This is a genomic window from Devosia lacusdianchii (assembly GCF_022429625.1).
Lineage (GTDB): Bacteria > Pseudomonadota > Alphaproteobacteria > Rhizobiales > Devosiaceae > Devosia > Devosia lacusdianchii.
Genome location: NZ_CP092483.1, coordinates 4,237,730 through 4,261,562, shown reverse-complemented (window position 1 = coordinate 4,261,562; position 23,833 = coordinate 4,237,730). Strand labels below are relative to the sequence as shown.

General features: G+C 63.9%; 30 protein-coding genes. 15 read left to right on the top strand and 15 right to left on the bottom strand.

The genetic code is table 11. The annotated features are described in order from the left end of the window. Positions 1–92 precede the first annotated feature (92 nt). Complete coding sequence (grpE, locus tag MF606_RS21105; RefSeq protein ID WP_240231290.1) at positions 93–674, top strand: nucleotide exchange factor GrpE; 582 nt, start codon at positions 93–95, stop codon at positions 672–674. Positions 675–814: 140 nt separating this feature from the next. Here the strand turns inward: grpE and pncA are convergent, their stop codons facing one another. After that, on the bottom strand, positions 815–1,450 hold the full coding sequence (pncA, locus tag MF606_RS21100; protein ID WP_240231289.1) for a bifunctional nicotinamidase/pyrazinamidase: 636 nt from the start codon (positions 1,448–1,450) through the stop codon (positions 815–817). Positions 1,451–1,461: 11 nt separating this feature from the next. Next, a complete protein-coding gene (pabB, locus tag MF606_RS21095) occupies positions 1,462–3,237 on the bottom strand; it encodes an aminodeoxychorismate synthase component I (protein WP_240231288.1) in 1,776 nt (591 codons plus the stop codon). A 201-nt stretch (positions 3,238–3,438) separates the two neighbouring features. Here pabB and MF606_RS21090 point away from each other — a divergent pair, with 201 nt between their 5' ends. The 10 genes from MF606_RS21090 to MF606_RS21045 all read left to right on the top strand — a co-directional run bounded on the left by MF606_RS21090 (position 3,439) and on the right by MF606_RS21045 (position 12,448). Next, on the top strand, positions 3,439–3,768 hold the full coding sequence (locus MF606_RS21090; protein ID WP_240231287.1) for a hypothetical protein: 330 nt from the start codon (positions 3,439–3,441) through the stop codon (positions 3,766–3,768). A 266-nt stretch (positions 3,769–4,034) separates the two neighbouring features. Beyond that, a complete protein-coding gene (gene dnaK, locus MF606_RS21085; RefSeq protein WP_240231286.1) occupies positions 4,035–5,948 on the top strand; it encodes a molecular chaperone DnaK in 1,914 nt (637 codons plus the stop codon). A gap of 346 nt (positions 5,949–6,294) precedes the next feature. Then, complete coding sequence (locus tag MF606_RS21080; protein WP_240231285.1) at positions 6,295–6,750, top strand: hypothetical protein; 456 nt, start codon at positions 6,295–6,297, stop codon at positions 6,748–6,750. 150 nt (positions 6,751–6,900) lie between these two features. After that, positions 6,901–7,968 carry an alpha/beta hydrolase gene (locus tag MF606_RS21075; protein ID WP_240231284.1) on the top strand — a complete coding sequence of 356 codons (1,068 nt, stop codon included), beginning with the start codon at positions 6,901–6,903 and terminating at the stop codon, positions 7,966–7,968. 193 nt (positions 7,969–8,161) lie between these two features. Then, a complete protein-coding gene (gene dnaJ, locus MF606_RS21070; protein ID WP_240231283.1) occupies positions 8,162–9,298 on the top strand; it encodes a molecular chaperone DnaJ in 1,137 nt (378 codons plus the stop codon). Positions 9,299–9,528: 230 nt separating this feature from the next. Further along, positions 9,529–10,074: an NADPH-dependent FMN reductase gene (locus MF606_RS21065; protein WP_240231282.1), complete on the top strand. Its 546-nt coding sequence runs from the start codon at positions 9,529–9,531 to the stop codon at positions 10,072–10,074. 6 nt (positions 10,075–10,080) lie between these two features. Beyond that, positions 10,081–10,686, top strand: a complete 606-nt coding sequence (locus MF606_RS21060) for a histidine phosphatase family protein (RefSeq protein ID WP_240231281.1) — start codon at positions 10,081–10,083, stop codon at positions 10,684–10,686. Between the two features lie 65 nt (positions 10,687–10,751). Beyond that, entirely contained in the window at positions 10,752–11,450 is a 699-nt protein-coding gene (gene pyrF, locus MF606_RS21055) for an orotidine-5'-phosphate decarboxylase (RefSeq protein WP_240231280.1), read from the top strand. Next, the gene (locus MF606_RS21050; protein ID WP_240231279.1) at positions 11,450–12,214 is read left to right on the top strand and encodes a TIM barrel protein; all 765 of its coding nucleotides are present in this window, start codon (positions 11,450–11,452) and stop codon (positions 12,212–12,214) included. Before pyrF ends, MF606_RS21050 begins: the two co-directional genes overlap by 1 nt. A gap of 42 nt (positions 12,215–12,256) precedes the next feature. After that, a complete protein-coding gene (locus MF606_RS21045; protein WP_240231278.1) occupies positions 12,257–12,448 on the top strand; it encodes a hypothetical protein in 192 nt (63 codons plus the stop codon). Here the strand turns inward: MF606_RS21045 and MF606_RS21040 are convergent. Both MF606_RS21040 and MF606_RS21035 read right to left on the bottom strand, forming a co-directional pair. Beyond that, positions 12,445–13,449 (bottom strand): adenosine kinase, encoded by a 1,005-nt coding sequence (locus MF606_RS21040; RefSeq protein WP_240231277.1) that lies wholly within the window; start codon positions 13,447–13,449, stop codon positions 12,445–12,447. The two genes, MF606_RS21045 and MF606_RS21040, sit on opposite strands and share 4 nt — an antisense overlap. Before the next feature lie 69 nt (positions 13,450–13,518). Next, positions 13,519–14,079 (bottom strand): TetR/AcrR family transcriptional regulator, encoded by a 561-nt coding sequence (locus tag MF606_RS21035; RefSeq protein WP_240231276.1) that lies wholly within the window; start codon positions 14,077–14,079, stop codon positions 13,519–13,521. A 60-nt stretch (positions 14,080–14,139) separates the two neighbouring features. Between MF606_RS21035 and MF606_RS21030 the strand changes: the two genes are divergently transcribed. Continuing rightward, positions 14,140–14,595 (top strand): DUF2214 family protein, encoded by a 456-nt coding sequence (locus MF606_RS21030; protein ID WP_240231275.1) that lies wholly within the window; start codon positions 14,140–14,142, stop codon positions 14,593–14,595. A 158-nt stretch (positions 14,596–14,753) separates the two neighbouring features. On the opposite strand, the gene nth is transcribed toward MF606_RS21030, so the two are convergent. After that, positions 14,754–15,428, bottom strand: a complete 675-nt coding sequence (gene nth / locus MF606_RS21025; protein WP_240231274.1) for an endonuclease III — start codon at positions 15,426–15,428, stop codon at positions 14,754–14,756. A 44-nt stretch (positions 15,429–15,472) separates the two neighbouring features. On the opposite strand from nth, the gene MF606_RS21020 reads away from it, so the two are divergent. Beyond that, positions 15,473–15,958 carry a DUF2244 domain-containing protein gene (locus MF606_RS21020; RefSeq protein ID WP_240231273.1) on the top strand — a complete coding sequence of 162 codons (486 nt, stop codon included), beginning with the start codon at positions 15,473–15,475 and terminating at the stop codon, positions 15,956–15,958. Positions 15,959–16,032: 74 nt separating this feature from the next. Then, positions 16,033–16,914 (top strand): methylated-DNA--[protein]-cysteine S-methyltransferase, encoded by an 882-nt coding sequence (locus MF606_RS21015; protein WP_420842226.1) that lies wholly within the window; start codon positions 16,033–16,035, stop codon positions 16,912–16,914. A 252-nt stretch (positions 16,915–17,166) separates the two neighbouring features. Here MF606_RS21015 and MF606_RS21010 read toward each other — a convergent pair whose 3' ends face one another. From MF606_RS21010 to dapB, 3 genes are read right to left on the bottom strand one after another with little or no spacing between them, the layout of a single operon-like run. Continuing rightward, positions 17,167–17,781: a 2,3-bisphosphoglycerate-dependent phosphoglycerate mutase gene (locus MF606_RS21010; RefSeq protein WP_240231271.1), complete on the bottom strand. Its 615-nt coding sequence runs from the start codon at positions 17,779–17,781 to the stop codon at positions 17,167–17,169. Between the two features lie 2 nt (positions 17,782–17,783). Further along, a complete protein-coding gene (locus tag MF606_RS21005) occupies positions 17,784–18,233 on the bottom strand; it encodes an EVE domain-containing protein (protein ID WP_240231270.1) in 450 nt (149 codons plus the stop codon). Between the two features lie 2 nt (positions 18,234–18,235). Next, positions 18,236–19,078: a 4-hydroxy-tetrahydrodipicolinate reductase gene (dapB, locus tag MF606_RS21000; protein WP_240231269.1), complete on the bottom strand. Its 843-nt coding sequence runs from the start codon at positions 19,076–19,078 to the stop codon at positions 18,236–18,238. 116 nt (positions 19,079–19,194) lie between these two features. On the opposite strand from dapB, the gene MF606_RS20995 reads away from it, so the two are divergent. Further along, complete coding sequence (locus MF606_RS20995) at positions 19,195–19,545, top strand: VOC family protein (RefSeq protein ID WP_240231268.1); 351 nt, start codon at positions 19,195–19,197, stop codon at positions 19,543–19,545. A gap of 112 nt (positions 19,546–19,657) precedes the next feature. Here the strand turns inward: MF606_RS20995 and coaA are convergent, their stop codons facing one another. The 7 genes from coaA to MF606_RS20960 all read right to left on the bottom strand — a co-directional run bounded on the left by coaA (position 19,658) and on the right by MF606_RS20960 (position 23,806). Beyond that, positions 19,658–20,608 (bottom strand): type I pantothenate kinase, encoded by a 951-nt coding sequence (coaA, locus tag MF606_RS20990; protein WP_240231267.1) that lies wholly within the window; start codon positions 20,606–20,608, stop codon positions 19,658–19,660. Continuing rightward, positions 20,608–20,931 carry a phosphoribosyl-ATP diphosphatase gene (locus tag MF606_RS20985; RefSeq protein WP_240231266.1) on the bottom strand — a complete coding sequence of 108 codons (324 nt, stop codon included), beginning with the start codon at positions 20,929–20,931 and terminating at the stop codon, positions 20,608–20,610. Before MF606_RS20985 ends, coaA begins: the two co-directional genes overlap by 1 nt. A gap of 143 nt (positions 20,932–21,074) precedes the next feature. Further along, positions 21,075–21,872 carry an imidazole glycerol phosphate synthase subunit HisF gene (gene hisF, locus MF606_RS20980; protein WP_240231265.1) on the bottom strand — a complete coding sequence of 266 codons (798 nt, stop codon included), beginning with the start codon at positions 21,870–21,872 and terminating at the stop codon, positions 21,075–21,077. Then, the gene (locus MF606_RS20975; RefSeq protein ID WP_240231264.1) at positions 21,869–22,087 is read right to left on the bottom strand and encodes a hypothetical protein; all 219 of its coding nucleotides are present in this window, start codon (positions 22,085–22,087) and stop codon (positions 21,869–21,871) included. Before MF606_RS20975 ends, hisF begins: the two co-directional genes overlap by 4 nt. Next, a complete protein-coding gene (gene hisA / locus MF606_RS20970; protein WP_240231263.1) occupies positions 22,087–22,818 on the bottom strand; it encodes a 1-(5-phosphoribosyl)-5-[(5-phosphoribosylamino)methylideneamino]imidazole-4-carboxamide isomerase in 732 nt (243 codons plus the stop codon). Before hisA ends, MF606_RS20975 begins: the two co-directional genes overlap by 1 nt. Next, a complete protein-coding gene (gene hisH, locus MF606_RS20965; protein WP_240231262.1) occupies positions 22,815–23,462 on the bottom strand; it encodes an imidazole glycerol phosphate synthase subunit HisH in 648 nt (215 codons plus the stop codon). Before hisH ends, hisA begins: the two co-directional genes overlap by 4 nt. Continuing rightward, positions 23,459–23,806 carry a DUF2628 domain-containing protein gene (locus MF606_RS20960; RefSeq protein ID WP_240231261.1) on the bottom strand — a complete coding sequence of 116 codons (348 nt, stop codon included), beginning with the start codon at positions 23,804–23,806 and terminating at the stop codon, positions 23,459–23,461. Before MF606_RS20960 ends, hisH begins: the two co-directional genes overlap by 4 nt. Between the last annotated feature and the right edge of the window lie 27 nt (positions 23,807–23,833).

The window sequence follows — 23,833 nt, the reverse complement described above, 5'->3', positions numbered from 1 at the left end:
CGTTGCCGGTCCGGTGCACTATGACTTGAAAAGGACACTGGTTTGGCCGATATGCGGGGCAAATTCTTTGGTTTTTGCGGAATAGAACAATGATGAGCGACGAGAACGCCGCCTCGGGCGAGACGCCTGAAGTCGAAATCACCAGTGAGCAGCCGGCGGTTGACCCGGTCGAGGCGCTGCGCGTTGAGAATGCTGAGCTCAAGGACCGCGTGCTGCGGACCATTGCCGAGATGGAAAACTTGCGCAAGCGGACCGAGCGCGACGTCGCCGATACGCGCAGCTACGCCATTGCCGGCTTTGCCCGCGACATGCTCTCGGCCACCGACGCGCTGAGCCGCGCCCTGATGGTGCTGCCGGCGGAAGCGCGCGAAAATGGCGATGCGACCACCAAGAGCCTGATCGAAGGCATCGAGATGACCGAGCGCGAAATGCAGCGCCTCTTGGCCAAGCACGGCGTCAAGCCGATCGAGGCCGAGGGCCAGAAATTCGATCCGCACAAGCACCAGGCCATGTTCGAAGTCCCCGATCCGAGCCGGCCGGAAGGTACGGTGGTGCAGGTGGTGCAGGCCGGTTTCGCTATCGGCGACAGGGTTTTGCGCCCCGCCATGGTCGGCGTCGCCAAGGGCGGCCCGAGCCACGCTCCGGCGGACGAGGCAATCGACAAGAGCGTCTGAGACGCGACGAAGCGTTTCACGTGAATCCCCGCGCAAGCGGGGATTTTCGTTTGGGCTTGAGTTGCACGCCGTACACACTCGATCGTCACCCTCGGGTCAAGCCGAGGATGACGTGCAGTGGGCGGGGGAGGGGTGCCCGCCTACCCCAGAATTTGCTTGCTCATCACCCGCTCCACCCCAGCCTCGGCCATATCGGCCCAGGCCTTGGCGAGACTTCCCGCATTGTCGATGGCCCGCGTCGCATCCTCGATCACGGTCACGTCGAACCCGGCGGCCGCCGCATCGATGGCGGTCCAGCCGACGCAGAAATCGGTGGCGAGGCCCACCACATAGAGCCGACCGAGATCGCGCTCGTTGAGATAACCAGCCAGGCCGGTCAGCGTTTCGCGATCGGCTTCCTGGAAGCCGGAATAGGAATCGATCAACCGGTTGTACCCCTTACGGATAATGAGTTGCCCGTGGGGAATGTCGAGATCGGCTGACAGTGCCGCGCCTTGCGTGTTCCACACGCAGTGGTCGGGCCACAGCACCTGCGTGCCATAGGGCAGTTCCACGGTCTCGAACGGCGCCTTGCCGGGATGCTGGCTGGCAAAGGAAATGTGGTCGGCCGGATGCCAGTCCTGGGTGAACACGACATTGGTAAAATGGCGCGCCAGCGTGTTGATCAGCGGCACGATCTCATCGCCGCCGGCTACCGCAAGGTTGCCGCCGGGCAGGAAGTCGTACTGCATGTCGACGACGACCAGCACGTCCCGCGGGGTGATTTCGATCGTCATCGGCTTGTCTCCTAGGTCTTGATCCACTCGGCGCGCATCAGGCCGCGCACCGAATTGCCCAGCCAGATTGCCTCGGCGGTTTCGAGATCGGCAAGGGTCAAACGCTGCTCGACAGCCTTGCCGGTAGCGATGAGCTCGGCCCGCAGCGTGCCGGGCAGCAGACCGGCGGACAAAGGCGGGGTAAGCAGCATGCCGTCGCGTTCGACAAAGAGGTTGGTGATCGAACCTTCGGTGAGTTCGCCCCGCTCATTGCGGAACACCACCTCATCGACGCCAAGCTCGGCATGGGCGCGCTGGCGCGGCTCGTCGTAGAAGGCGCGATTGGTCGTCTTGTGCGCCAGCCAGCGGCTTTGCGAATCGAGCGGTTCGGCGGCGATGGCGAAGCGGAACACCGCCGGATTGGCCGGCAGCGGCACGGCGGAGACGGCGGGGCCGGATGCGTCAAGAGTCAGCCGCACGCGCATGCGATCGGCCGTCATGGTGACGCCGCGAAGCGTTGCGGTGATGGCTTCCCGGTCGCAGGGCAATTCGAAATAGCGCGCGGACAGCTCCAGCCGTGCCATGTGCCGGTCAAGCAGCCAATAGCCCTTGTCCCGTTCCCAGAGCAGGGTTTCGATCAGCGTGACCGGAGCAGCCGGTTCGGTGAAGAACGCCATCTTGAGCAGCGCCTCGCGATACTCGTCCTCGGCGACACTGTCGGCCACGATACCGCCGCCGATACCAATCTGGCCGTGACCATCGCTGTCGATAACCGCAGTGCGAATGGCGACGTTGAGGGCCAGGTCGCCATTGGGGGCAAAATAGCCGATCGAGCCGGTATAAAGCCCGCGCGGCCCGGTCTCGACTTCGTCGATGATTTCCATGGCGCGCAGTTTCGGGGCGCCGGTGATTGAACCACAGGGGAAGAGATTGGCAAGCAGGCCGGTCGTGGTCACCCCCGGGCGGCGTTGGGCTGTTATGCCCGAGGTCATGGTGTGGAGCGTCTTGTAGGTCTCGACGGTGAAGAGGTCTGTGACCTTGACCGAGCCGATTTCGGAGATGCGACCCAGATCGTTGCGCAGCAGGTCGACGATCATCAGGTTTTCGGCGCGGTTCTTTTCGTCCGCCGCCAGGGCGGCACGGCCGGCTTCGTCCTCGGCCAGCGTCCGCCCGCGCGGGGCCGTGCCCTTCATCGGCCGGGCCGACAGCGTACCGGCGTCATTGCTGACGAACAGCTCGGGCGAGCGCGATAGCACCCAATGCTCGCCGGTATTGATCAGCGCGCCATAGGCCACGGGCTGCTTGCGCACCAGCTCGCGGTAGAGCGCCACCGGATCGCCTTCGAGACGAAAGCGCGCCTTGAAGGTGAGGTTGACCTGATAGGTATCGCCAGCGGCGATCAGCGCTTTGACCTGGTCAAAGGCAGTGCCATAGCTGGCGAAGTCGCGGCTCGGCACGATATCGACGGCGCGGCCTTCCAAGCCCGCGGCTGCGGCTGTCAGGCGGTGATCGACCTCGGCAGTGTCCAGCCGCTCGGGGGCGTCGTAAAGGCCGAGCCAGAGCAGGGGCGTTGCGCCGGGCGCGGGCAGCCGGGACAGCAGCCGCTCCTCGAATACGAAGCCCAGCTCGTAGGCCAGATATCCGGCCGCCCACAGGCCGCGCTCGGCCGCCGTTTCCAGCCGGGACAGTGCAGCAGTTGCCTCGGCGGCATTATGGGCGACCAGGATTTCGCGCGGGCCAGTGAACAGCAGGTTCTGCCCCCCGGGGTCGAGGGTATCGTGAAGCAGCACTGTGCCGGGGGCGAACATGGCAGCTTTCTAGGGCGGCGGCGCGACAAAGGAAAGTCGCAACCTAGCTGAGATTGATCGCGACCACTGGCCGTCGCTGCCGGCCAGAATTCCCCGATGTACCGGTATCTCGAAACCCCGTGAAGCGGGGTCGGATACGTTCTATGTCGGAAAGCCGCAATCCCGCAGGCGCGGGGCCATCGGCATCGGGACCCAAGAGCAATGAACATCATTATCAAAAGCGGTATTGCCGTCCTGGCAGTGGCGGGCACGACGCTGCCCACCATGGCTGAAGACATCTATTTTACCCTGATCAACTCGGCGTCTCGCTCGTTGCAGTATTTTTACGTCGCGCCAGTCAATGACCGTTATTGGAGCCACGACCTGCTCGGGTCCGACCAGACCCTGGCGCCGGGCTATCAGAGCACGGTGATCATCGCCGACGGCTCGACCGCGTGCCTCTATGACTTCAAGATGATAATGACCGGCGGCACTGAGATCGTGGTCAGCAACATCAACATCTGCGACCTCAACAGCTACACGCTGTACTAGCTCGAATCTCGATCCCTGCCATTTCGCATACGGCGCCATTGCAACAGTGGCGCCGCTATCACTTTTGGCTTTCGTCAGCTGAATGACCCAAACCCGCGGCAAATGTGCCTTTTGCGCGCTTGAAGCCTTAGGGCCACCCCCCTATATACGCCGCAGGCCCAGCGATGGGCACATTTGAGTTGCAAGGAACCCGGCCCGTGTCAGGCCACGGGGCTGCCTCGCGAGAGGGGTCTCATCATGGGTTTGCTGAAAGAGAGGCTAGTATAATGGCAAAAGTCATCGGTATCGACCTGGGCACCACCAATAGCTGCGTTGCAGTCATGGACGGTGCGAATCCGAAGGTCATCGAAAACGCGGAAGGGGCGCGTACCACCCCCTCGATGGTCGCTTTCTCCAAGGATGGCGAACGTCTCGTCGGCCAGCCGGCCAAGCGCCAGGCGGTCACCAATCCCGAAAATACCCTGTTTGCCGTCAAGCGCCTGATCGGGCGCCGGTTTGATGATGCCGTCGTCGCCAAGGACAAGAACCTGGTGCCGTTCAAGATCGTCAAGGCCGACAATGGCGATGCATGGGTGGAAGCCTCGGGCGACAAGTATTCACCCTCGCAGGTTTCGGCCATGATCCTGCAGAAGATGAAGGAAACCGCCGAGTCCTATCTCGGCGAAACCGTCACGCAGGCCGTCATCACGGTTCCCGCCTATTTCAACGACAGCCAGCGCCAGGCCACCAAGGATGCGGGCAAGATTGCCGGCCTTGAAGTGCTGCGCATCATCAACGAGCCGACCGCTGCGGCGCTCGCCTACGGCCTCGACAAGAAGGCCGCCGGTACGATCGCGGTCTATGACCTTGGCGGCGGCACCTTCGACGTGTCGATCCTGGAGATCGGCGATGGCGTGTTCGAAGTGAAGTCCACCAATGGCGACACGTTCCTGGGTGGCGAAGACTTCGACATGCGCCTGGTCGACTACCTGGCCGACGAGTTCAAGAAGGAACAGGGCATCGACCTGCGCGGCGACAAGCTCGCCTTGCAGCGCCTCAAGGAAGCGGCCGAAAAGGCCAAGATCGAACTGTCGAGCTCGACCCAGACCGAAATCAACCTGCCCTTCATCACCGCCGATGCCTCGGGCCCGAAGCACCTGACGCTCAAGCTCAGCCGCTCCAAGCTCGAAACTCTGGTCGACGACCTGATCCAGAAGACCATCGAGCCGTGCAAGCTGGCGATGAAGGATGCCGGCGTGACCGCAGCCCAGATCGACGAAGTCGTGCTGGTGGGCGGCATGAGCCGCATGCCCAAGGTGCAGGAAGTCGTCAAGCAGCTGTTCGGCAAGGAGCCGCACAAGGGCGTCAATCCGGACGAAGTCGTGGCGCTTGGCGCTGCGATCCAGGCCGGCGTGTTGCAGGGTGACGTCAAGGACGTGCTGCTGCTCGACGTGACCCCGCTTAGCCTGGGTATCGAAACCCTGGGTGGCGTGTTCACCCGCCTGATCGACCGCAACACCACGATCCCGACCAAAAAGAGCCAGACCTTCTCGACCGCCGAGGACAGCCAGAGCGCCGTGACCATCCGCGTGTTCCAGGGTGAACGCGAAATGGCCGCCAACAACAAGCTCTTGGGCAATTTCGACCTGACCGGCATTCCGCCCGCACCGCGCGGCGTGCCGCAGATCGAAGTGACCTTCGATATCGACGCCAACGGCATCGTGCAGGTTTCGGCCAAGGACAAGGGCACGGGCAAGGAGCAGCAGATCCGCATCCAGGCCTCGGGTGGTCTTTCGGACGCCGACATCGAGAAGATGGTCAAGGAAGCCGAGCAGAATGCCGAGGCCGACAAGGCCAAGCGCGAGGCCGTGGAAGCCAAGAACCAGGGCGAGAGCCTGATCCACTCGACCGAGAAATCGCTCAAGGAATATGGCGACAAGGTCACGGCGGAGGACAAGACCGCCATCGAAACCGCGATTGCCGACCTCAAGGCGGTGATCGAAGGCGACGACGGCGAGCTGATCAAGGAAAAGACCGGCGCCCTCGCCGAAGCTTCGATGAAGCTGGGCGAAGCCATGTACAAGGCCAGCCAGGCGGAAGCCGAGGCCAAGGCCAACGGCACCGCCGATGAGGATGAAGACGACGTCGTCGACGCCGACTTCGAAGAGGTCAAGGACGACGACGACAAGAAGTCGGCCTAAGTTTCGACCGAATGGAATTGAACGGGGTCCGGCGCGAGCCGGGCCCTTTTTGTTTGGTGCTTCTCCTCTCTCCCCTTGATGGAGAGGGACGACCTGACGCGCTCAGCGACAGGTCAGGGTGAGGGGTGCTGCGTTCGCCCATGCCAGACGCCAGGAAAAGACCCTCGTTCGCCCTTCGGGCACCTTCTCTCACGAGAGGAGCAGGGGACCACTACGAACGCCATCGCCAGCCACTCGCGCATAGCGCTCATGGCCTTCTCGCCTCAAATCGCTCCACTGGAGCGATTTGCCCTGCGGGGCGGCTCGAAGCATTCGCTATTTCCCGCCATATGGCCTATGGTGACGAATGAACATCCCAGACCCCCAGACCTTCACCGACCCCGAAAAGCTGCGCAAGCTCATGGCCAATGCCGTGCGCCTGGGCTATGACGACCTTGCTTTTGGGTGCCAGATGCGCATTGCCGAGATTGCCGGATCGACCCATGAGGCGGGCGTCGAACGCCTGTTTTGGACCGGCCTCGTTGCCGCCGAAGAATTCCGCACGGCCGACAATGGCCGGGCGACCAAGCTGATCAAGATCCGTTCCAAGCACAAGCGCGTCGGCGCCATCAAGGTGCTGTCCGACCAGATGATGGAAGCCGATATCAGCGACGGCTTTGCCAAGCTGGTGGCCCATGGCCGTACCGACCTGACCGGCGAAGCGATCGTGTTGAACCACGAAGACGAGTTCAGCGTCGACGTCGTCAACGCTGCCCGCAAGAAGCTGATGGAGCACGGCGTCTCGATGACCGAGGCGGCGTAAGCCGGCTCGAAGTTTCACGTGAATCCCTGTTTGCGGCCCTGGAGCGATCCGGGGCCTTTCCTTTGCCTGCCCCAAAATGCCCATGATTGAGCCAAACTGCCGGCCGGTTTTCGCGATCCAACGGGATCACGGAAAAGCGAGGGCCACTCCATGACCGATACCAGCAGCGACGCACAGCCGAACCCGGCGCAGATCGATTCGATCGGTCGTTTGGGTGAACTGATCTCTGGTAATCCAATGGCCCGGATCGACGCCGACATGAAGCATGTGCTCGATACGCTGGGCGAGCTGGGCGCCCGCCCGCTAGAGCATTGCTCGCCGCAGGCGGCCCGCCGTCAGCCCAAGGCCAGCGACGCCATAGTCGCGATCCTGGCGCGGCAGAACCGGCCGACCGGCGATGACGGCGTCGAGGTCGAGGACATCACCATCGCCAATGGTGACAACGAAGCGCTGCCGGCGCGGGTCTATCGACCGATGGGCCTGCTGAGCCGGCTCAATCCGCTGGCACTCTACTTCCATGGCGGCGGTTTCGTCACCGGCGACCTCGGTAGCCATGACGCTTCCGCCCGCGCCATTGCCCGGCGAAGCGGCGCTATCGTCGTGTCGGTCGCCTACCGGCTGGCGCCCGAGCATCGCTTTCCGGCGGCCCATGACGATGCCTGGACGGCATGGAAATGGCTGGCCGAGCGGATCGGCGAGTTCGGTGGCGATCCGCGCCGGCTGGTCGTTGCCGGCGAGGATGCCGGGGCCAATCTCGCCGCGCATGTGGCGCTGCGGGCTCGCGATGAGCACGTGACCCGCCCGGTTCACCAATTGCTGATCCACCCGATCGCGGGCAGCGATCTGGCGACGCCGTCCTACGGCGAAACGTTGCGGGCCAGGCCGATCGGATTGCCAGCCATGCGCTGGCGCTTTCGGCAATTGCTGGAAGACGAGGCCGCGATTAGCGATCCCCGCATCGATCTTGTGTCGCGCCACGATCTGGCCGGCGCTGCCCCGGCGACCATAATTCTTGCCGGCATCGACCCGCTGCGTTCCGAGGGCGAAGCCCTGGCGGAGGCTTTCGAGCAGGCTGGCGTTCCGGTCAATTGCTGGACCTATCAAGGTGTGACGCAAGGCTTTTTCGGGCTTGGGGTGATCGTCACCAAGGCCCTGTTCGCGCAGAGCGACGCCGCCGATGCCTTGGCCAAGGCCTTTGCGCCGGGACGGCAGAGCTAGACGGCGGCGGCACTTGCCGATCAGCAATATTGAAGCACGTGCCCGCTCTTGCTACATGAGCGGGCAATTGGTTTGCCTTGTCGGCCCCAGACCCCTTGCGGGGCGTGGGGTCGATTGCCATTTAGAACTGGCTCGGGGCTTGGAATTTGCGGGGCGCGCGCGACGCGACCGGCAGCGCATGGAGACTTAGTTTTTGGCCAAACGGGATTTCTACGAGGTGCTCGGCGTACAAAAGGGCGCCGACGATGCGGCGCTCAAGGGCGCCTATCGCAAGCTCGCCATGGTGCATCACCCCGACCGTAACCCGGGCAATGCCGAGGCGGAGGCCAAGTTCAAGGAAATCAACGAAGCCTACGATACGCTCAAGGACGGCCAGAAGCGCGCCGCCTATGACCGGTTTGGCCATGCCGCCTTCGAAAATGGCGGCGGCCGCGGACCGGGCGGTGGCTTTGGTCCCGAATTCACCTCGTCCATGTCCGATATCTTCGACGACATTTTTGGCGACTTCATGGGTGGACGCCGGGGCGGCGGTGGCGGCGGGGCCGCCAAGCTGCGCGGTTCGGACCTGCGCTACAATCTGGAGATCAGTCTCGAGGAGAGTTTTGAGGGTCGCACGGTCGAGATCGACGTGCCGACCCTGGTGGGCTGCACCACCTGTGATGGCTCCGGCGCCAAGCCGGGCACCGGTACTCATACCTGCCGGCAGTGCAATGGCCATGGCAAGGTGCGTGCCGCACAGGGCTTCTTCACCATCGAACGCACCTGCCCGGTCTGCCAGGGCCGGGGCCAGATGATGGACCAGCCCTGCACCGATTGCGGTGGCCAGGGTCGCCGGCAGGAAAACCGCAAGCTCTCCGTCGATATCCCCAAGGGCATTGAAGACGGCACCCGCATCCGCCTCGCCAATGAGGGTGAGGCCGGCCTTCGCGGCGGACCACCGGGCGATCTCTACATCTTCATTTCCATCCGCCCGCATGATCTGTTCCAGCGCGACGGTGCCGATCTTTATGCGCGCGTGCCGATCGCCATGACCACCGCCGCTCTGGGCGGCGAGTTCGAAGTGCCGACGCTCGACAGCGCCCGCGCCAAGGTCAAGGTGGCGGCTGGTACCCAGCCCGGCCAGCGCGTCCGCCTCAAGGGCAAGGGCATGCCAGTGCTGCGCAGCAAGGATGTCGGCGACCTCTATGTGCAGCTCGACATCGAGACGCCGCAGGCCCTGAGCCGCCGGCAGCGCGAATTGCTCGAAGAGTTCGCCAAGCTCGAAACCGAGGAAACCAACCCAACCTCAGGCGGCTTCTTCGCCAAGATCAAGAAGATGTTCGAGGCTTAAGGCGGAAAAGAAGTCGCTCCGGTGGAGCGATTTCCCGCCGAAAAGCCATGAGAGCTACGCTCGAATGGCGCGAACGCTCGGTGCCCAATTCCTTGCGCGGTGTCACCCCGGCGCAGGACTTCGCGATTGACGCAACAGGCCAACGCTCCGGGGCAAAACAAAGATCGCCAGTCCCTTGCGCCGCCGCAGCGTCACGGGCACAGTCGCCTGATCCAAAACGGACTTTTCTCATGACCACCGCGCTCACTCTTTCCGGTTCCATTCGCAAGGGATCGTATAACCGGATGCTGCAGGCGCATGTTGGCCGCAAGCTCGAAGCGGCCGGCGTCACGGTCAATGCCATCGACCTCAGCGATTTCGAGATGCCGATCTTCAACGAGGACCTGGAGCCGGACAACGTGCCCGAGGCCGCGGGACGCCTGGCCGAGCTGTGGCGGACGCACGACATCGTCTTCATCGCCACGCCCGAATATAATGGTGGACTGCCACCGCTGCTGGTCAATGTCCTTGCCTGGCTCAGCCGGCAGAAGCCGAGCCCGTTCCGCCAGGCGGTATTCGGCATTGGCGGCGTGAGCTCGGGCAAGTACGGCACCATCTGGGCGCTGAGCCACCTGCGCGACAGCCTCAGCAAAGTGGGGGGCCTGGTGGCGCCGGGCCTGCTTGGCATCGGCCCCGATAGCGAGGTGTTCGACGCCAATGGCGATTTCGTCGAGCCGGCCATCATCCGCAAGGTCGATAGCCTCGTGCACGACCTCACCCACATGAGCCGGGGATAGCCGCCGATGCGCGCCCTCTATGTGACGCATCCGCAGGTGCAGATCGATGCCAATGTGCCCGTGCCGCTCTGGGGGTTGAGCCAGGATGGGCGGCTGCGGGCCGAAGCATTTGCCGCGCGCTGCGTGGTGCCTGATGGCGCCATGATCTTTTCCAGCAGCGAGACCAAGGCGATGCAGCTCGCAACTATCCTGGCCGAGCCAATCGGGGCCACAGTGGTGAGCACGCATACGATGGGCGAGAACGACCGCAGCGCGACCGGCTTTTTGCCCCCGACGCAATTCGAGGAGATGGCGGATCGGTTCTTCGCCCGGCCCGAAGTCAGCGCTCAGGGTTGGGAGCGGGCCATCGACGCCCAGGCCCGCATCGTTGCCGCGGTCCAGGCGGCGCTCGAAACCGTGCCGGCGGGTGTTCCGGCCGTATTCTGCGGTCACGGCGCCGTTGGCACCTTGCTCAAATGCCATGTCGGCCGCCGGGCCATTGCCCGTAGCGAGGACCAGAGCCGTCACGCCCATCGCGGCGGCGGCAATTGCTTCGCCTTCGATCTCGACGCCATGAAACTGGGCGGCGAGTGGGCAGCGATGGAAGATTTCGCTCCGGGCTGGTTCCGCTAGGCCGGGTTGCGGCGCGACCCGTTTTGGTCTAGGTCCACCAGAACATCGACATCGGAGGAAGACTCATGGCTGGCCAATTGATCGTGGGCCTCGACGTTTCGTCACGCGCACGCGCGGAAGAACTGGTGTCCCTGCTCGGCGATAGCGTCGAGTTCTACAAGATCGGCTACCAGTGTTTCTACGGCGCCGACGGTTTCGCGCTGGGCAAGGAGATGCTCAAAGCGGGCAAGAAGGTGTTCTTCGATCTCAAGCTGCTCGATATCGACAACACGGTCGAAAAGGGCGTCGCCGCCATCGCCGAAACCGGCGCGACCATGCTGACCGTGCATGCCTATCCCCAGTGCATGCGCGCCGCGGTGCGAGGTGCTGCCGGGTCAGACCTCTGCGTACTGGGCGTGTCTGTGTTGACGTCGATGGACGACGCCGACGTTGCCGAGGCTGGCTTTGCCCGCGACACCGCCGGCCTCGTGGCCCTACGCGCGCAGCAGGCGCGTGACGCTGGCATTGGCGGGGTCGTCGCTTCACCCCATGAAGCCGAAATGGTCCGCACCATTGTGGGCCCGAAGATGGCGATCGTGACGCCCGGCATCCGCCCCGCCGGCAGTGCGCTGGGCGACCAGAAGCGCGTCATGGGTCCGCGCGAGGCGCTATCCGCCGGCGCCAGCCATCTCGTCGTCGGCCGCCCGATTATCGACGCGGCCAATCCGGCGGCGGCGGCGCGCGCCATCCTGGCCGAAATGAACGCCGGATTGCGGGTCGCCTGATGCGCTACTCCGCCTGTGTCGACATGCTTTTCGTCCGCGAGACTATGGACGTGGCGCGGCGCATCCGGCTGGCCAAGGCGGCAGGCCTGGATGCGGTGGAGTTCTGGCTGTGGTCCAACAAGGACCTCGGCGCCATCGAGGATGCGCTGAACGAAACCGGCCTCACCCTGGCCGGCATCGTCGCCGAACCCTTCGCCGAACTGACCCGCAGCAGCGATCACGACCGCTTTCTCGACGGCCTCGCCAAAAGCCTCGAGGTCGCGCAGCGGCTGGGCACAAAAGTGATGATTGCGCAGGCCGGGCCGGAGCTGGCGGGCATTTCACGCCAACGGCAGCACGATGCCCTGGTCGAGGCCATGGCGCGGTCGGCCGATGTGCTCAGGGGTTCCGGCGTCCGGCTGGCGCTCGAACCGCTCAATACGCTGGTCGATCACCAGGGCTACTTCTTGCCATCGACAGCGGAAGGCCTCGACATCATCGACGCCGTCAACCGCCCGGAAATCGCCGTTCTCTACGACCTCTACCATTCCATGGTGATGGGCGAGGACACCGCCACCGTGCTAGCTGATCGCGTCGACCGCATCGCCCACATCCACGTCGCCGATCACCCCGGACGCAACCAGCCCGGCACCGGCCACTTGCCGCTCAAGACAAGCCTCGAATGGCTCTTCGCCAATGGCTATGATGGCTTCGTGGGCCTGGAGTTCAAGCCAACCGACGAAACAGCTCTGGCACTGGTCGAAACGCGGGCGGGGCTGGGGTAACCCAGTTGCACTGGGAGCGCCGTTGGTTCCCAAAGATGTTCGATGCCAAGCTCGCCCACCCGATCCTGCTCCCAGGTTCGCAGCAGGGCGCCGTCGGCCTTGCCCGATCAGGGGATCGCCATCCACATTTTTGATGGCGCATATCTGCTGCTGGAGACGCATTCCCCCGAATGCGCCTTGCTGATGGCTGACTTCGTCCGCAACGTCACTGTTGGTACCGGCGCCGGGTCCTAGCCGGCAAGACCATGCTGGCGGCTGAGGTCTTCGAGATCGAGCTGTGGGCGCGCGCCGATGTGGCTGATGACTTCGCTGGCCGCAAGACAGCCGGTCTTGAGCGCCGATTCCAGCGTCTGGCCACGGGCCATGCCGAGCAGGAAGCCCGAGGCGAACAGGTCGCCGGCGCCGGTGGCGTCGACCACCTTGTCGATCGGGAAGGCGGGCACTGAGGTCACTTCGCCATTGTATACGGCCATGGCGCCCTCGGCGCCCATGGTGATGGCGGCGAGTTCGGCATCCTTGGCGATTTCGCGCACGGCTTCGCCCAGATCATCGGTCTGGTAGAGCGACTTGAGCTCATGCACATTGGCGAAGACGTAGTCGATGGTCTTGCTGCGGATCAGGTCGAGGAATTCGGCGCGATAGCGATCGACGCAGAATGGGTCGCTGAGGGTGAACGCCGCCGCGCGCTCGTTCTTGTGGGCATAGTGGGCGGCCAGCACGAAGGCCTTCTTGGCCTCGACCGGGTCCCACAGGAAGCCTTCCATATAGGTGATGGCGGCGGCGCCGATCTCGTCGGGCTTGATATCCTGTTCGGTCAGCTGGTGGCAGGCGCCGAGATAGGTATTCATCGTCCGCTCGCCGTCCTCGCTGAGGAAGATCATCGAGCGGGCGGTGAGGGCGCCATTCTTGAGGCGGCTGGTGGCGTAGTGCACGCCGATGGCGTCGAGATCGGCCTCGAACACGTCGCCCAATGGATCATCGGCGACCTTGCCGACAAAGGCGGCGCGGCCGCCAAGCGAGGCAACGCCCGCAGCAGTATTGGCGGCGCTGCCGCCGGAAATCTGCTGCCGGCTGAGCGGCATCTTGCCATAGAGGTCCTCGGCCCGATCGGTATCGATCAGGTGCATGATGCCCTCGCTCATGCCTTCGCGCTCGATAAAGCCCGCCTCCACCGGTGCGATGATATCGACAATGGCGTTGCCGATGGTGAGGACGTCGAAGCGAGTATGGGTCATGGATGGGTCCGGCAGAGGAAAAAGCCGTGAGTCGGTTTAGAGGAATGGCTGGATCAGCGCAACCAAGGGCTAGTGTTTGCCGATGATCTCACTGATCAGCGCCTCGATATCCTCACCCGCCTGCACGGCGATCTGGCCATCGAGCAGCAACACCGCCAGCCCGTGCACCCGGGCCCAGGCGGCCAGCGCGGCCACGCGACCGGCCTTGGTATTGCCGCCGCTGACCTGGCGCAGCGTATCGAAGGCGGCATCGGCCGCCATGCGCAGGCCGGGCCGGTTGTCGCGCTTGACTTGCGGGGAAAACATCAGCCGGAACAGGCCCTTATTGTTGAGCGCAAACAGCACGTAGGTCTTGCCCATGGCCGCCAGCATGTCGGGCGGATTGGCGGCTGCCACATCCTCCATGGCCGTGGTGAAGCGCTGGAAGCCGGTCACCGCCAACGCCTCGAGCAGCGCAGCGCGGCTGTCGAAATGCCGGTAGGGCGCACCGGCCGAGACGCCGACGGCACGCGCCAGGTCGCGCAATTGCAGCCCGGCCTCGCCGTCGCGTTCCAGAATGAGCAGGGCCGCTTCGAGCAAAGCCCGCCGCAGATCGCCGTGATGGTAGGGAGAATTCGTCGATGTTGACATTGCTTACTTTAGATCAGATATATGTAAGCGTTGATAACATGGAGCGTTGAGGGCTCGCAAATGGATATCGATCTGCTTTTGGCCATTGCCCACCACTTGGCGGTGTTTACTCTGGTCGGCATCCTGGCTGCCGAGTTCGCGCTGTTGCGGCCCGGTTTGGCCGGCGGGCGCATCACCCAGTTGGCACGCATCGATGCCGCCTATGGTGGCGTCGCGACGCTGGTCATTCTTGTCGGCGTGCTGCGGGTCATATTTGGCGCCAGCGGCTGGGAGTACTACGTCGCCAATTATGCCTTCTGGGCCAAGATGGTGGCTTTCCTCGTCATGGGCCTGCTGACCATTCAGCCGACTATCGCGATCCGGCGGTGGGCCAAGGCCGGCAGGGGCGAAGCAGGCTATGCACCGCCCGCGGGGGAAATCGCGGCAAGCCGCCGGTTCATCCACCTGCAGGCCGGCATTCTAGTGCTGATCCCGATCTTCGCAGCGGCGATGGCACGCGGCTATGGCGTCAGCTAGGGCTAAATCCACGGTACAGGACGAGTATCTATCGATCGTCATTGCCCGGCCTGTCCGGGCAATCCATCTCCCACACGCACTAAACATGGATCACCCGGACAAGCCGGGTGATGACGGTAGAGTGGAGGTCGGTTCGGTCCCGATAACGGGTCCTGACCCTAGCTGCCCTTGGGCAGTGGTGTCTTCGGTTCGAAGCGACACCATTCGCGGATAGCGCAGCGCCAGCATTCCGGCTTGCGGGCCTTGCAGACATAGCGCCCGTGCAGGATCAGCCAGTGGTGTGCGTGCAGCATATATTGCGCGGGGATGATCTTGAGCAGCTTTTGCTCCACCGCCAGCGGCGTTGCGGCGACGGCCATGCCGGTGCGGTTGCCGACGCGGAACAGATGCGTATCGACCGCGATGGTGGGCTGCTTGAACCAGATATTGAGCACCACATTGGCGGTCTTGCGGCCAACGCCGGGCAGGGCTTCCAGCGCCTCGCGGTCGTTGGGCACGTCGCCGCCATGCTTGTCGAGCAATTGCTGGCTGAGCAGGAAGACGTTCTTGGCCTTATTGCGATAGAGGCCGATAGTCTTGATCTGGTTTTCGATTTCGGCCTGGCCCAGCGCCACCATGGCGGTGGGGGAGGGCGCCAGCTCGAACAGGCGCTTGGTCGCCTTGTTGACCCCGGCATCGGTCGCCTGGGCCGACAGCACCACGGCAACCAGCAGCGTGAAGACGTTGACGTAATCAAGCTCGCCTTTGGGCTCGGGTTCGATCTCATGGAAGCGGGCGAAAATGGATTCCACGTCCGCCGGCGGCAGCCCCTTCACTTTTTTCGTCGCGGCCATTCTCTCGCCTCTGATTCTGCGCCTATAGTGTCGGGGAGTTCACCATGCCCATGCAAGCCACAACCACCACGCCGTTGTTCGCGGCGGAACTGACACCAAACCGCTCGCTCGGTTCGCGGGGCGTCTGGGTGGTGGTTGGCCTCTGCGCGCTGTTCGCTGCGCTGCCGACCCTGATCTTCCTGTCGCTGGGCGCCTGGCCGATTGTCGGCTTCATGGCCCTCGACGTCGTCGCCATTGCGGTCGCGCTCTATGTGTCGCTGCGCCGAGGCAAAAGGCGCGAGCACGTGACCGTATGGGCCGACCAGCTCGAATGGGCCGCCATCGATGCCAAGGGCGGCAAGACGCTGCGCCGGTTCAATCCGAAGACCGTGCGACTGGTGCTGGATCGCGACGCCGACGAGAAGACCGTGGCCCTGCGCCTGCGTCACGGCAAGGACGAGCTCGAGGTGGGGAGCTTCCTTAATCCCGACGACAAGTCGAGCTTTGCCAAGGCCCTCGGCACGGCACTCCGCAAGGCCCGGCTAGCCTGAAGATTCCTCGTCAAAACCGGGTCGCATCCGCGTCTCGTCACGCCTAGATAAACATCCAAGACATGACGAACGAAATGGGTGTTCCGATGAACCAGATGATCCAGATGACCCCGGCCACCGATTACGACACTATCCAGGCCGCGATCCGCTATCTCAGCGAGAACGGTCCTGACGTCGCCGACCTGCCGCGCTTTGCGCGTGCCATCGGGCTTACCGAGCGGCAGTTGACCGACCTGTTCCGGCGCTGGTGCGGGCTCAGCCCCAAGAGTTTCGCGCAGGCGGTGGCGCTTGACCACGCAAAGTCGCTGCTCCGCGCCAAGGAAAGCGTACTCGATACCACCTACGAGGTGGGCCTCAGCTCGACCTCGCGCCTGCACGACTTGTTCGTGGCCTATGAAGCCATGCCGCCCGGCATTTTCCGCGCTGGCGGGGAGGGGCTCGACATGGTCTGGGGCGCTGCACCCTCGCCCTTCGGTACCGCCGTGGTCACGGCCACCGAATACGGCATGTCCGGCCTTGGCTTTGCCGACGAGAACACCACCATCGAGGAAGCCTTCCAGGACTTGGCCAACCGGTGGCCCAATGCCCGGTTCACGCGCGACGACGCCAAAGTGGCGCCGATGATCGCGCAGGCTTTCGATCCGGCCCGCTGGTCACCCGAGCACCCGGTTCGCGTCGTGCTGATCGGCACCGATTTCGAGGTCAAGGTGTGGGAGACGCTGCTCAAGATTCCCTGCGGCAAGGCCACGACCTACCAGACCGTCGCCAATCACATCGGCCGGCCGACGGCGTCACGCGCGGTCGGCGCGGCAGTGGGGAAAAACCCGATCTCGTTCGTCGTCCCCTGCCACCGCGTCGTCGGCAGCAGCGGCGCCCTGACCGGCTACCACTGGGGCGTGCCGCGCAAGCGGGCGATTTTGGGCTGGGAGGCCGGAGTGATTTCTGCGGCGCATTAGCCATTCGAGCGTAGCCCTCATGGCCTTCTCACCTAAAATCGCTCCACCGGAGCGATTTTGCCTGTGGCACGACTCGAAGTTTCACGTGAATCGGTCGGAAGCGAAGGCGCTCACGCCGCCACATCCTCCGCACGCCATCCTCGGGCTTGACCCGAGGGTTCTTTACTTACTGCGATCTCGAAAAGTGTAGGGCCCTCGGGTCAAGACCGAGGGTGACGATAGACCGCGGGACGGATGCGGAGTCTACCACCCCTAAATCTCCACCCGCTCCACCAACTTCCCATCGGTCCCAATCTTGTAGACCGTCGGCTGGCCCGTCGCGATTTCGCGCTTCAGAATCTGTTCCGGGGTTAGTCCTTCGATGGCCATGACCATGGCGCGCAGCGAATTGCCATGGGCGGCGACCAGCACCGTCTTGCCTGCCTTGAGCAGCGGTACGATCTCGGCATCGTAATAGGGCAGGGTGCGGGCGGCCGTGTCCTTCAGCGACTCCCCGCCCGGCGGCGGCACGTCGAAACTGCGGCGCCAGATCAGCACCTGTTCCTCGCCCCACTTGGCGCGCGCGTCATCCTTGTTGAGACCGCTGAGGTCGCCATAGTCGCGTTCGTTGAGCGCGATGTTCCTGGTGATGGTCACATTGAGAATGCCCATCTCTTCAAGCATCAGGTCCAGCGTGTGCTGGGCGCGGCGCAGGGCCGAGGTGTAATAGAGATCGGGCACGATGCCCTTGGCCTTGAGCGCCTTGCCGGTGGCGCGGGCCTCGCCGATACCCTTCTCGGTCAGGTCCGGATTGCGCCAGCCGGTGAAGAGGTTCTTGAGGTTCCACTCGCTTTCGCCATGGCGCACGAGGATCAGGGTGCCGGTCATCACTAGTCTCCGAGATTGAATTGCGGGCCGACACCCATGGCGTCGGCAATGCGGGAAAAGTCCGCGGCGCTGGTCTTGAACAGCGACTTGCGGAAATACATGCCCCAATGGGCCGGGTCAGTCACAAAATCGAACTGCGGCAGCAGGAGGTAAATGTCGGCCTCCTGCACATCCAGATAAGTTGCGCGCCGCATCCAGGCTTCGATCGTGCCGCCCATCATCTGCGTCGGCTCGGGTTCGCCCGGATCGATGGTGCCGATACCGACAAAGCGGCGGACGGTATCCTTGCCGCCTAGCGTCTCGGTCGGTGCGTAATAGGCAAACCAGTCCCCGGGCCGGAGTTGCTTGACCGCACTATGCTTGCCATGGGCGAACATGACGAAACCGTCGGCTTTGCCCACCATGACATGGGCACGGGCGGCAACGCCGATCCAGCAGGTCGGCGCGGTCATGGTCAGAGCCCCAAAACGTCGTTCATGGAATAAAGGCCCGGCTTCTGGCCGCTGGCCCACAGCGCGGCGCGTGCGGCGCCATTGGCGAAAATGCCACGATCCTCGGCGCGATGGTTGAGCTCGATCCGCTCGGACGGCCCGGCCATGATCACCGAGTGATCGCCGACCACCGTGCCGCCGCGCAGCGTGGCAAAGCCGATCGTGCCGGCTTCGCGCGGCCCGGTATGGCCATCGCGGACACGGACCGAATGCTCCCGAAGGGCAATGTCGCGACCAGCAGCCGCGGCCTGCCCGAGCAGCAGCGCGGTACCCGAGGGTGCGTCGACCTTCTTGTTGTGGTGCATTTCGAGGATTTCGATGTCGTAGTCGGCAAGGATGGCGGCGGCCTTCTTGACCAGGCTCGCCAGCACCACGACGCCCATGGAGAAATTGCCCGACTTGACCACGCGGGCGCCGTCCTTGCCCGCCTGGGCAATCGCCGCGTCGTCAGCTTCCGAACAGCCGGTCGTGCCGATAATGTGGACCAATCCGAGGGCGGCTGCTTTCTTGGCCAAGGCCACGCTGGCGCCGGGCGCGGTGAAGTCGATGATGGCGTCTGCGCCGACCAACGCCGCGTCCATGTCGTCAGTGATGACGACGCCCAGCGCCGCAATGCCGGCAAAAAGACCGGCATCCTGGCCGATGGCTGTGGTGCCTGGCCGATCGACTGCCGCATGCAGCTTCATGCCGGCGGCGTTGGCCACTGCGCCATGCAGGCTCAGCCCCGAAAGGGCGGCGACGGCCCGAATATTGGCGGCGCCCATGCGTCCGCCGGCCCCCGCCACCACGACCTTGAGTTCGCTCATGCGCTGCTCCCGAATTCGTTCCGCCTATAGCAGCGCCATGACGAAACGCCAACAGCCGTGCCCCAATGCGGTCACCATGCTAGGGTCTTGCTTGGTGTTCACAAGGGACTGCTGATTTGACTATCACCAACGCGCTGGCGGGGATCGCGGTGGACGATCTGGGCGAAGCGCTCGATTTCTACGAGAGGCTATTCGGTCGCAAGGCCGATGCGCGTCCGATGGGTGAGGTCGCCGAATGGAAGCTGCCGGGTGGTGGCTGGGTGCAGGTCTTCACCGATGCCGACCGCGCCGGCGCATCCTCGCTGACGCTGATTGTTGATGACCTCGGCGAGGAGCTGGGCCGGCTCAGCCTCTATGGCCTGATGCCGGTGTCCAAGGCGATGGGCGACTTCTTCAAGACCGCCAAATTCCGCGACGGCGACGGCAACCAGATCACCTTCAGCCAGCCACAGCCGGGGACGTATTGAGGTTTTTCTCTCCCTTTGGGGGAGAGGTCGATGCGAAGCAGCGGGTGAAGGGGGCCTTACTGGGATCAGGCGAACGGCAGGCCCCCTCGCCCGAAAAGGGAGAGGTGAAGACCTAAACCCGCCTGAGCTGCACCGTCTCGATCAGATGGCTCTTACCCTTTTTGAGGATCAGATCTGCCCGGCCGCGCGTTGGCAGCACGTTCTCGAGCAGGTTGGGCAAGTTGATGGTGCGCCAGACCATCTTGCCGTATTCGCCGGCCTCTTCCTGGCTCATTTCGGCGAAGCGGCGAAAGAACGAGGTCGGATCCTTGAACGCCGTCTCGCGCAGGCGGAAGAAGCGCTCCATGAACCAGCCTTCGAGATCGTCGGTGTCGGCGTCGATATAGACCGAGAAATCGAGGAAATCGGAGGCGAACAGGATAGGCTTGCCCGTCTTGGGCAGTTCGCCCGGCTGCAGGATGTTGAGCCCTTCGACGATGAGAATATCGGGGCGATCGATGATGACGTCGCCACCGGCAACCACGTCATAGACCAGGTGCGAATAGACCGGCACCTGCACCTTGCCCTTGCCCGATTTGATATCGGCCAGGAACTGCACGAAGCGCGGCCGGTCGTAGCTTTCGGGAAAACCCTTGCGCTGCATGATGCCGCGTTCCTGCAGCACGGCATTGGGATGGAGAAAGCCGTCCGTGGTCACCAGATCGACCTTGGGGCTCGATGGCCAGCGCTGCAGCAGCGCCTGCAGGATGCGCGCCGTGGTCGACTTGCCCACCGCCACCGAACCGGCGACGCCGATGATGAAGGGCACCTTCTGGTCGGGCGTTTCGAGGAAGCGGGTCGAGACGTTGTGCAGGCCCTGGATGGCCTCGACATAGAAAGACAACAGGCGCGTCAGCGGCAGGTAGATTTCCTCTGCCTCTTCGAGCGAGATCGGATCGCTCAGCGTGCGCAGCCGGGAGATGTCCTCGCGCGTCAGCGTCATCGGCTCGTCGGCGCGCAAGGCACTCCATTGCGCCTTGGTGAAATGGTGGTAGGGCGCGAGAACGGGTGGACGCTTGGCCATTAGTTTTGCTCCGTCCGCGAGGCCTTTTCCGCCAGGCCTGATTGCGCCGTACGGCTGTCGAGCTCGGCCATCACGTCAGCCAGCGATACATCGGCAGCGCGCAGCACCACCAGCAGGTGATAGAGCACGTCGGCTGATTCCTTGACCAGTTCCGGCTTGTTGCCCGTCACCGCAGCGATGACAGCCTCGGTGGCTTCCTCACCCAGCTTCTGCGCACATTTTTCTATGCCGCGGGCGATGAGCTTGGCGGTGTAGCTCTCGTCAGGCGAGGCGACGGCGCGCAAGGCAATGCGCGCATTGAGGTCTTCGAGGGTCATGGGCATGCAAGGTCCTTCCGCACCCGCGATGTCATTCCGGCAAAGCCGGAATCCTTTTGAGATCTCAGGATGGACCCCGGCCTGCGCCGGGGTGACATCGCTATTTGGGGCAGGCTTAGAGCAGAAAACCCGGGCTGGGTCACTACGACCTAGGCTGCACGGTCCATGCGAACCGGCACGCCATGGTCGCGCAGGTACTGCTTGGCCTGCGGGATGGTGAAGGTGCCGAAGTGGAAGATCGAGGCGGCCAGCACGGCGCTGGCGTGACCCTCGGTGACGCCGTCGACCAGGTCCTGCAGCTTGCCGACGCCGCCCGAGGCAATGACAGGGACTTCCACTTCATCGGCGATGGCACGGGTCAACTTGAGATCGAAGCCCGACTTGGTACCGTCGCGATCCATCGAGGTCACCAGCAGTTCGCCCGCGCCACGCTCGACCATCCGCGCGGCGAACTCCACCGCGTCGAGCCCGGAGGGCTTGCGGCCGCCATGGGTGAAGATTTCCCACTCGCTGCGGTTGTCGCCACCGACGCGCCGATCGAGCCGCTGCTTGGCATCGACCGAAACCACGATGCATTGATTGCCGAACTTGTCGGCGGCCCGCGAGATAAAATCGGGGTCGTTTACCGCCGCCGAATTGATGGCCACCTTGTCGGCCCCGGCCAGCAGGAGCTTCCTGATATCCTCGATAGTCCGGACACCGCCACCCACCGTCACCGGCATGAAGCAGTGTTCCGCGGTGCGCGCCACGACGTCGAAAATGGTGTCGCGGCCCTCGTGGCTGGCGGTGATATCGAGGAAGGTCAGCTCGTCGGCGCCAGCAGCGTCATAGGCGATGGCCGCCTCCACCGGATCACCGGCATCGCGCAGGTCGACGAATTGCACGCCCTTGACCACACGGCCGCCCATGACGTCGAGGCAAGGAATAAGACGAGTTTTCAGCGTCATTGACGGGGCTCCTTGGCCTTGCGCGTCAGCACCGCAAAAGCGGTGAACAGCAGCGAGAACAGCCACATGAAAAAGGCGAAGACGGCGACAAGCAGCGCCCAGGACGGCAGGGCATTGACCAGCGCGCCATAGCCAACCAGCAAGATGGGGAGGATGGGGGCGAGATACCACCACCAGTTGACCTTGCGGATCATGATGTGGCGCGGCGTGGCCATCAGGCGGCGGCTCTCAGCAAAGCCAGTGCTTCACGTGAATCAATCCGTCCGTCGTAAAGCGCACGGCCGGAAATCGCGCCCTCGAGCACGGCGGCATCAGGCTGGGTGAGCCGCTCGATGTCGGCCATCGAAGCCAGGCCGCCGGAAGCGATGACCGGGATCGCGGTCGAGCGGGCCAGCTCCAGCGTCGAGGTCCAGTTGATGCCGGCCAGAATGCCGTCGCGGTCTATGTCGGTATAGATGATCGCCGCGACGCCAGCGCCCTCGAAGCGCTTGGCCAGCTCGATGATCGACAGCTGCGAGGTCTCGGCCCAACCCTCCACCGCCACCATGCCGCCCTTGGCATCGGTGCCGACGGCGACCCGGCCGGGCCATTTTTTCGCGGCTTCCTTGACCAGTTCCGGATCGCGCACAGCCACGGTGCCGAGAATGACGCGGGCTAGGCCCTTGTCGAGCCAGCTTTCGATATGGGCCAGCGTGCGGATGCCGCCGCCGAGCTGCACGGGGAACTTCACCGTCTTGAGGATGGCCTCCACCGCCGCGCCATTGACGCTCTCGCCGGCAAAGGCGCCGTTGAGGTCGACGACATGCAGGTATTCGAAGCCCTGGTCCTCAAACGACTTGGCCTGCGCGGCCGGGTCGTCGTTGAACACGGTGGCCTGATCCATGTCGCCGAGTTTGAGGCGCACGCATTGACCATCCTTGAGGTCGATGGCGGGGAAAAGGATCACGGGGTCCACCTCAGGAAATTCTCGATCAGCTTCAGTCCCAGCGCCTGGCTTTTTTCCGGGTGGAACTGCGTGCCGAACATGTTATCGCGACCGACACAGGCGGTGACCTGCCCACCATAATCGGTGGTGGCCAGCAACGTGTCGGCGCTCTCGGTCACCAGGTGATAGGAGTGCACGAAATAGGCGTGCAGCCCATCGGGACCATCGGAAATGCCGGCGAAGAGCGGATGCGGCTTTGTCACCGAGATGGTGTTCCAGCCCATATGCGGAATCTTCAGTGCCGGATCGGCCGGCCTGATCTTTTCGACCGCGCCGGGGATCCAGCCGAGACCCGGCGTCACCACCTTCTCACGGCCCTCGGACGCCATCAACTGCATACCGACGCAAACGCCGAGAAAGGGCACACCGCCACGGATGACGCGCTCTTCAAGCACATCCACCATGCCCTCGACAGCATCGAGTCCCGCCTTGCAATCGGCGAAGGCGCCGACGCCGGGCAGCATGATGCGATCGGCGCGGCGCACCAGACCGGGGTCGGCGGTCACGACGATGTCGATGCCGCTGCCCGCGGCCACCCGGCGAAAGGCGTTGGCCGCCGAGGCCAGATTGCCAGCGCCGTAATCGATGATGGTGACGAGGCTCACTGCAGCGCCCCCAATTGTGCGAGGTCCGGGGTCGCGGCGACGCGTTCGCCGCGATGGGTCCAGCCGCGCCAGGCCAGTGCGTGACGGCGCAGGCCGGACGCGGCAAAGCCGAGCCAGATCGCCGCCAGCAGGTAGAGAGCGAAGGCCGCATCACCGCCGATAAATGCCGCGAGAACGATCAGCGCCACCACCTTCAGCAGCCACGCGACCAGCTCCAGCCAGAGCCCATGCGCCATCAGGAAGAATGGCGGCAGCAGCGCCGCGAACCAGGAGAATTTTTCCGGAATCGCAGCCGGCAGGTCGGGCCTGCCCGGCCTGGGGTCGAAAATGGCGTAGAGGGTCACCGGACGCTCCAAAAATACGCGATGTCA

Bases quoted from the DNA above. Each gene is read 5' to 3' on its own strand.
- grpE (WP_240231290.1), top strand. From the start codon at position 93: ATGAGCGACGAGAACGCCGCCTCGGGCGAGACGCCTGAAGTCGAAATC.
- pncA (WP_240231289.1), bottom strand. From the start codon at position 1,450: ATGACGATCGAAATCACCCCGCGGGACGTGCTGGTCGTCGTCGACATG.
- pabB (WP_240231288.1), bottom strand. From the start codon at position 3,237: ATGTTCGCCCCCGGCACAGTGCTGCTTCACGATACCCTCGACCCCGGG.
- MF606_RS21090 (WP_240231287.1), top strand. From the start codon at position 3,439: ATGAACATCATTATCAAAAGCGGTATTGCCGTCCTGGCAGTGGCGGGC.
- dnaK (WP_240231286.1), top strand. From the start codon at position 4,035: ATGGCAAAAGTCATCGGTATCGACCTGGGCACCACCAATAGCTGCGTT.
- MF606_RS21080 (WP_240231285.1), top strand. From the start codon at position 6,295: ATGAACATCCCAGACCCCCAGACCTTCACCGACCCCGAAAAGCTGCGC.
- MF606_RS21075 (WP_240231284.1), top strand. From the start codon at position 6,901: ATGACCGATACCAGCAGCGACGCACAGCCGAACCCGGCGCAGATCGAT.
- MF606_RS21065 (WP_240231282.1), top strand. From the start codon at position 9,529: ATGACCACCGCGCTCACTCTTTCCGGTTCCATTCGCAAGGGATCGTAT.
- MF606_RS21060 (WP_240231281.1), top strand. From the start codon at position 10,081: ATGCGCGCCCTCTATGTGACGCATCCGCAGGTGCAGATCGATGCCAAT.
- pyrF (WP_240231280.1), top strand. From the start codon at position 10,752: ATGGCTGGCCAATTGATCGTGGGCCTCGACGTTTCGTCACGCGCACGC.
- MF606_RS21050 (WP_240231279.1), top strand. From the start codon at position 11,450: ATGCGCTACTCCGCCTGTGTCGACATGCTTTTCGTCCGCGAGACTATG.
- MF606_RS21045 (WP_240231278.1), top strand. From the start codon at position 12,257: ATGCCAAGCTCGCCCACCCGATCCTGCTCCCAGGTTCGCAGCAGGGCG.
- MF606_RS21040 (WP_240231277.1), bottom strand. From the start codon at position 13,449: ATGACCCATACTCGCTTCGACGTCCTCACCATCGGCAACGCCATTGTC.
- MF606_RS21035 (WP_240231276.1), bottom strand. From the start codon at position 14,079: ATGTCAACATCGACGAATTCTCCCTACCATCACGGCGATCTGCGGCGG.
- MF606_RS21030 (WP_240231275.1), top strand. From the start codon at position 14,140: ATGGATATCGATCTGCTTTTGGCCATTGCCCACCACTTGGCGGTGTTT.
- nth (WP_240231274.1), bottom strand. From the start codon at position 15,428: ATGGCCGCGACGAAAAAAGTGAAGGGGCTGCCGCCGGCGGACGTGGAA.
- MF606_RS21020 (WP_240231273.1), top strand. From the start codon at position 15,473: ATGCCCATGCAAGCCACAACCACCACGCCGTTGTTCGCGGCGGAACTG.
- MF606_RS21015 (WP_420842226.1), top strand. From the start codon at position 16,033: ATGGGTGTTCCGATGAACCAGATGATCCAGATGACCCCGGCCACCGAT.
- MF606_RS21010 (WP_240231271.1), bottom strand. From the start codon at position 17,781: ATGACCGGCACCCTGATCCTCGTGCGCCATGGCGAAAGCGAGTGGAAC.
- MF606_RS21005 (WP_240231270.1), bottom strand. From the start codon at position 18,233: ATGACCGCGCCGACCTGCTGGATCGGCGTTGCCGCCCGTGCCCATGTC.
- dapB (WP_240231269.1), bottom strand. From the start codon at position 19,078: ATGAGCGAACTCAAGGTCGTGGTGGCGGGGGCCGGCGGACGCATGGGC.
- coaA (WP_240231267.1), bottom strand. From the start codon at position 20,608: ATGGCCAAGCGTCCACCCGTTCTCGCGCCCTACCACCATTTCACCAAG.
- MF606_RS20985 (WP_240231266.1), bottom strand. From the start codon at position 20,931: ATGCCCATGACCCTCGAAGACCTCAATGCGCGCATTGCCTTGCGCGCC.
- hisF (WP_240231265.1), bottom strand. From the start codon at position 21,872: ATGACGCTGAAAACTCGTCTTATTCCTTGCCTCGACGTCATGGGCGGC.
- MF606_RS20975 (WP_240231264.1), bottom strand. From the start codon at position 22,087: ATGGCCACGCCGCGCCACATCATGATCCGCAAGGTCAACTGGTGGTGG.